This is a genomic window from candidate division WOR-3 bacterium (assembly GCA_026418155.1).
Lineage (GTDB): Bacteria > Hydrothermota > Tepidihabitantia > Tepidihabitantales > CAIPLT01 > JAOABV01.
Window position 1 is genome coordinate 1 of record JAOABV010000079.1, and the last position, 5,643, is coordinate 5,643.

At 34.8% G+C, this 5,643-nt stretch carries 4 protein-coding genes and 1 tRNA gene; 4 read left to right on the forward strand and 1 reads right to left on the reverse strand.

The window, feature by feature from the left end; translation table 11 throughout:
- Positions 1–212: 212 nt before the first annotated feature.
- Entirely contained in the window at positions 213–2,297 is a 2,085-nt protein-coding gene (locus tag N2201_07205) for a Na/Pi symporter (GenBank protein ID MCX7785986.1), read from the reverse strand.
- Positions 2,298–2,547: 250 nt separating this feature from the next.
- Between N2201_07205 and N2201_07210 the strand changes: the two genes are divergently transcribed.
- The 4 genes from N2201_07210 (at position 2,548) to N2201_07225 (ending at position 5,431) form a co-directional block, all read left to right on the forward strand.
- Positions 2,548–2,620: transfer RNA gene (locus N2201_07210), tRNA-Ala, on the forward strand.
- 84 nt (positions 2,621–2,704) lie between these two features.
- On the forward strand, positions 2,705–3,886 hold the full coding sequence (locus N2201_07215; GenBank protein ID MCX7785987.1) for a tetratricopeptide repeat protein: 1,182 nt from the start codon (positions 2,705–2,707) through the stop codon (positions 3,884–3,886).
- Between the two features lie 11 nt (positions 3,887–3,897).
- Positions 3,898–4,404 (forward strand): HNH endonuclease, encoded by a 507-nt coding sequence (locus N2201_07220; protein MCX7785988.1) that lies wholly within the window; start codon positions 3,898–3,900, stop codon positions 4,402–4,404.
- Positions 4,405–4,639: 235 nt separating this feature from the next.
- On the forward strand, positions 4,640–5,431 hold the full coding sequence (locus tag N2201_07225) for an undecaprenyl-diphosphate phosphatase (GenBank protein MCX7785989.1): 792 nt from the start codon (positions 4,640–4,642) through the stop codon (positions 5,429–5,431).
- Positions 5,432–5,643: the final 212 nt, after the last annotated feature.

Genomic DNA, 5,643 nt, shown 5'->3' on the forward strand with positions numbered 1-5,643 from the left:
GAACCAGCGACCCCCACGTCCCAAGCGTGGTGCGCTAAACCGAGCTGCGCTACTCCCCGAAGTTCTATGTGTATTAAAGAACATAATATAATATCAATATAGCAAAAGATGTCAAGAATAAGATTAGTGCATTTTAGGTTTAATTTGTTCTAAGTTGTCTACAAAATAACGGAACAATCTAACTGTTTTTTGAAAACAGTTTATAAATCGACTTATTGATTGTTAGTAGTTGAAAAAGGTGGTGGAGTTTCGGACAAGGCTTGTAAAATCGACATTCCAATTTTCGCACCGTGAAAATTAATACGTTCCAAATCGGATATATAGTCTAAATGGATTGTACTGGTGTCAATACTCTCCTTTAATCCGGCTCGCATTCGTTCCAAATGGCGATTATGAAGTTCCTGTAGTTTTTGATTACCAAAGTCTCTCCGGTTAACTGCCTTTTGTGCCAATTCTTTATCCCAAGTAGATAAACTGGCTAAAGATAATTTTATTGTTTCTAAGACACACTGGTGAAATTCAGCAAGTTCCTGTAATCCTTGTTCGGAAAATTGTAGACTGTAGTCAATCTTTTTCTTCGTGTATGCCATCAAGGATTTAGAGACAATATCGCCAATGTGTTCTAAATCGTCAACAATATATAATAAAGCGATATTTTTTTGAGATAATTCCGGCGTCATTTCAGAACTGGATAGTTTTGTAAGATAGTTGGTGATATTTTTTTCCAAAGTGTCAACTTTATCATCAGTAAGGGCGATTTCTTTGCGACCTTCTTTGTCGTTGTTAAGAAAAACATCAAGACTGCGTTTAACCATATCGTAAACAATATCTCCCATCCGAAGCACTTCGCGATGGGCTTGGGCTAATGCCATTGCCGGAGCGTCTAAAACCGTAGTATCTAAATATAAGGGAGTAATTTCATACTTTTCTCTTAATTTATCAGGCAGAAGTAGTTTTAGCAACTTCTCAAATGGTTTTAGAAATGGTAAGAATAAGATACAGGCAAAGATATTCACTAAAGTATGGGCATTCGCAATTTGACGGGGCAACGAACCGGATAAATGAGAAATAAGAGTGGTCAGTTGATTGATAAAAGGTAAAAGGAGTAAAACGATGATTAACTTGAATATCGTATGTCCTAATGCAACTCGGCGAGCCTCTAAACTTCCTTTAAGACTAGCAAAAAGCGGTGAAAAACTTGTTCCTAAGTTAGCACCCAAAATTATGGGTAAAGCAGATTTTAAGGTAATTAAACCACTGAAGGATAAACCGACGGCAATACCAATTGTGGCAGCTGAGGAATGGACTAAGAAAGTAAATATCATTGAAATAATGATTCCTAATAATGGATAATTACTAAACGCGACAAGAGCATTAATAAATCCAGGAAAATATTTTAAGGGACCAGAAACTTCAAAGACTAATTTGATAGCAAAAAAGACTAAACCAAATCCAAAAATGGCTTGACCAATGTCTTTGATTTTTTTATAAGAGTTCATCAGAAAAAAACCTGCAATAATAATGAAAAGTGCATAATCATATAATTTAAATGCTAAAATCTGGGCAGTGAAGGTTGTGCCAATATCAGCACCAAGAATTACCGCTAAAGCCTGAGATAATCCTATTAAACCAGTGCTGGCAAAACTAATTAGTAATACTGAAGTGGCAGTTGAAGATTGGAAAATCATTGTCACTAACATTCCAATGGAAACACCAAAGAAGCGATGTTTGGTGAGATTAAATACAATTTCGCGCAAAGTGCCACCAGCCAATCTTCTTAGACCTTTGCTACCATAATATAGCCCAAACAAAAAGAAACATAAGCCACCGGCTAAGCCAAAGATTACGGATAAATACCATCTTTGAGCAAGAGCAGTAACAGAAAAAATATAGTCAGCATCACCAGATTTGGCTAAAATTCGGTACTCACCAGGTGCACCGCCAAGTTTTAATTTGGTCTTGGCATAACCGGATTTATCAGTTTTGACAATTGAATCTATAATCTGGGCACGTTTATTAGAGTAGATGTTTTCTAAAGGTTCAGCCAGCACAGTGAACTTAACTAATTGGTTTGCTAAAGGAATGCCATTGGCATTTAACACTTGAATGACTAATGGTTTCTTGATATAACTGAAAACTTCGGCAACCTGATTATCACCGGATAAATCTTCATTACCAATCACTGGTTTGACTAATTGAATATTTTGGGGCGGTAACGCTAATGCTCGAGCAAATGATGTTGCTAAGAAAAATAAAACGCAGAAAGAAAAAAGTAGAATTTGGGTTAGCCGTTTCATAATATTTTAAGATATATTTAACACATAAATCAGTATAAGTCAAGCATTGATGGTCTAGCTTTAGCTCAACATTGGCGAAAATCAGAACAAAGCATATGTTTTTTAAGGTAAACATTAAGTTAAGTATTTACAAAGTGTCTGTTTAATAAATGGATTTAATCAAAAATAAATTTAGGATAATTATAGATTTTTTATTAAACATAAAGTCAGATATTGACAATTTGTCTTTTTGAGACTAATATTTTTTAATGGGGCTGTGGCGCAGTTGGGAGCGCGTTTGACTGGCAGTCAAAAGGTCACGGGTTCGAATCCCGTCAGCTCCATTTTGCTTGAACATAGAAAAATTTATAATAAATAAAATAAATAATAGCGATAAATTGTAAATTCAAAAATGAAAGGATAATAAAATGAATATTAAAAGAACTACCATTCTATTAGTATTGTTTAGTGTAATGCTGATAATTACTTGCGCAGCGCCAACAGTAAAAAAATATACTGAAGAAGAACTTAAGGCACGAAAAGAAGAAGCAATGAAATATTACAGTATCGGTGCCGAATATTTTAAACAGAGAAACTTTGATTCGGCATTAGAAAACTTCCTGAACGCATTATCTTACGATTCTACTTTTTATGATGCTTATATTGCGGTTGGCAATACCTATCGAGAAAAACGCGATGCAACTAATGCGGAAAATTATTTTCGAAAGGCAATAAGACTTTCGCCATCAAATAGTAAAGGTTATGAAGCCTTAGGTGATTTGTTTGTCGTAATGGGTAAGTTTGACGATGCGGTCGCAGTATATAGAGACGGGATAAAAGTTGACCCGAATTTTGCTGAATTGTATTTAGGATTGGCTGAAGTTTATGTCCGCTCTGGAAAAGATGCTGATGCCGAAGCCACTTATCGTGAGGCATTACAGCGATTTCCTGAAGACCTAACCGTTTTGAAAAATTGGGGCGATTTTCTATTTAAGCAGGGTCGTTACCAAGAAGCAATCGATGCCTATTGTCCATGTCTGTTAAAATATCCAGAAGCAATTGATATTGTTAAGAAACGCGGGGATGCCTATGCAGAACTAGGCAAATACAAAGAAGCATTGGCTGACTATCAAACAGTCTTAAATAAAAAACCAGATGATTGGCGGGTAATTCTTGATATCGGTAAAATCTATCTTAATCAGAAAAATTACACTGAAGCCAAAAAACAATTCAAACGCGCATCAGAACTTGTGCCTAATGACCCATTACCGATAATTTATAATGCGGATTTATTGATTAGACAAGGCAATTTCAGTCAAGCCGAAAAAGACCTGAAAGCAGTCTTAGCCCAAGATGCAAAACTCTATGTTGCTTACGTGCTTTTAGGTGATTTATATCGACGACAAGGTGAAATTGCTAATAAGGATAAAAAACTAAAAGAGGCGTATAACTATTATAAAAATGCTTCAAAACAGTATCAAATGATTCCAGTTGGTGATTTCTATTATCGATATGCCAAGAATGAAATTGAACGATGTAAAGTTATAATGGATAAGATTAAAGAAGAACTTTGGTTTCGAGGTATAAAGATTGAAGAAAACAATAAATAATTGTTAAAGGTATGTTGAAAAAGGATGTTTTGGTACTGAATCAAAATTACGAGCCAATTACGCTCTGCCGAACGCGGCGAGCATTAGTCTTAATGTATAAAGGTAAAGCCGAAATGGTTGAACCTTATAACGGAATGATAGTGCGCTCTGTTTCTAACTGGATGCCAGTTCCCAGTGTCCTAAGACTGAATCACTATATCAAAATTACTCGACGCGAAATTCCTTTAAGTAAAAAGAATATCCTCAGACGCGATAATTATCAGTGCCAGTATTGTGGTAAAAAACAAGGACCAATGACTACTGACCATGTAATCCCCAAAGGAAAAGGCGGAACTGACTCTTGGGAAAATTTGGTGTGTGCTTGCGTTGAATGTAATACCAAAAAAGGTAGCGCCTCTTATCGCGAACGCGGATTGAAACTTTTAAGAAAACCCAAAAAACCTTCTTACTTTACTTTTGTCGTTAATAGTTTAGGCACGGTCCCGCCAGAATGGCGACCATATCTGTTTTTAGATTAGAAAAGACAACTTAACGATTCTAAACCAGACATTCTTTAAATCTTCATCACAATTCAAACATACTGAACAATCTTACCCAATATTCAAATGGCAATTACACTAATTAATAGCGACAACCTTAATCAATATTCAAATCTCAATTATACTGATATACTAATACTCAGCACACAATCTTAATCAATGTTCAAAATGTCAATTGTAATTAATGCATAGCAACAATTTTAATTAATAGTTAATGTCAATTCTCACCTTAATCCTTTTAAGCATAATCCAAGGACTAACTGAATTCTTACCAATATCCAGTTCTGGGCATCTGGCATTAATCGAGCATCTGGTAAAATTCTCCGAAACACAACGAATGACTTACACTGCATTCTTACATTTAGGCACAACCTTAGCACTTATAATATTTTTTGCCCAAAGAATAGGAGAGATATTTAAATTCACATTCCAAAAGCAAGACAAACAGAGACAGAAAGAGAATATCTCATTAATTGTTGCAATTATCATTGGCACATTTCCCATAGCAATTATTGGACTGATTACAAAAAATTCGATTGACCTACTATTTAAAAATCCAATCTATGCTTTATTTTTTCTGATTGTAACAGGTTGTATCTTATTTCTCACAAGATTTGCTAAAGAGAAAAAAACAAAGACAAATTATCTTGACGCATTATTAATTGGCATTGCCCAAGCAATTGCATTATTACCAGGGATTTCGCGCTCAGGTCTGACAATATCCATTGCATTATTTTTAGGCATTGCAAGAGAAGAAAGTTTTGAATTTTCCTTCTTATTGTCAATTCCTGCAGTAATTGGTGCGAACATATTAGTCTTAAAAGATATTACAACTAATTTAGCCCTTATACCTTTCAGCGTAACAATTATATTTTCTTGCATCAGTGGTATCATTGCATTGAGTATCTTAAGGAAAATCGTCATTAAAAAGCAAATTCACAAGTTTGCCTATTATTGTTGGATATTGGGATGTGCCGGATTGATTTTAATGTTTATATTAAAATAAGAATAGAAGATTCGATTTGAGGAGAGCAAAAGTATAATTGAGAGATAACGCTGAAAAAGTCAATTCTTACTATTAATATTAGGAAAACACCTTATTTTTCTTTCTATAAACTTTCTTAACGACCTGATGGGCGTAATAGGTTGTCCTTAAGCCAATCTACTGGAGAATGCAGTAGATTATCTTATAGGCAAATGGTTTAATCATCTCAAAGA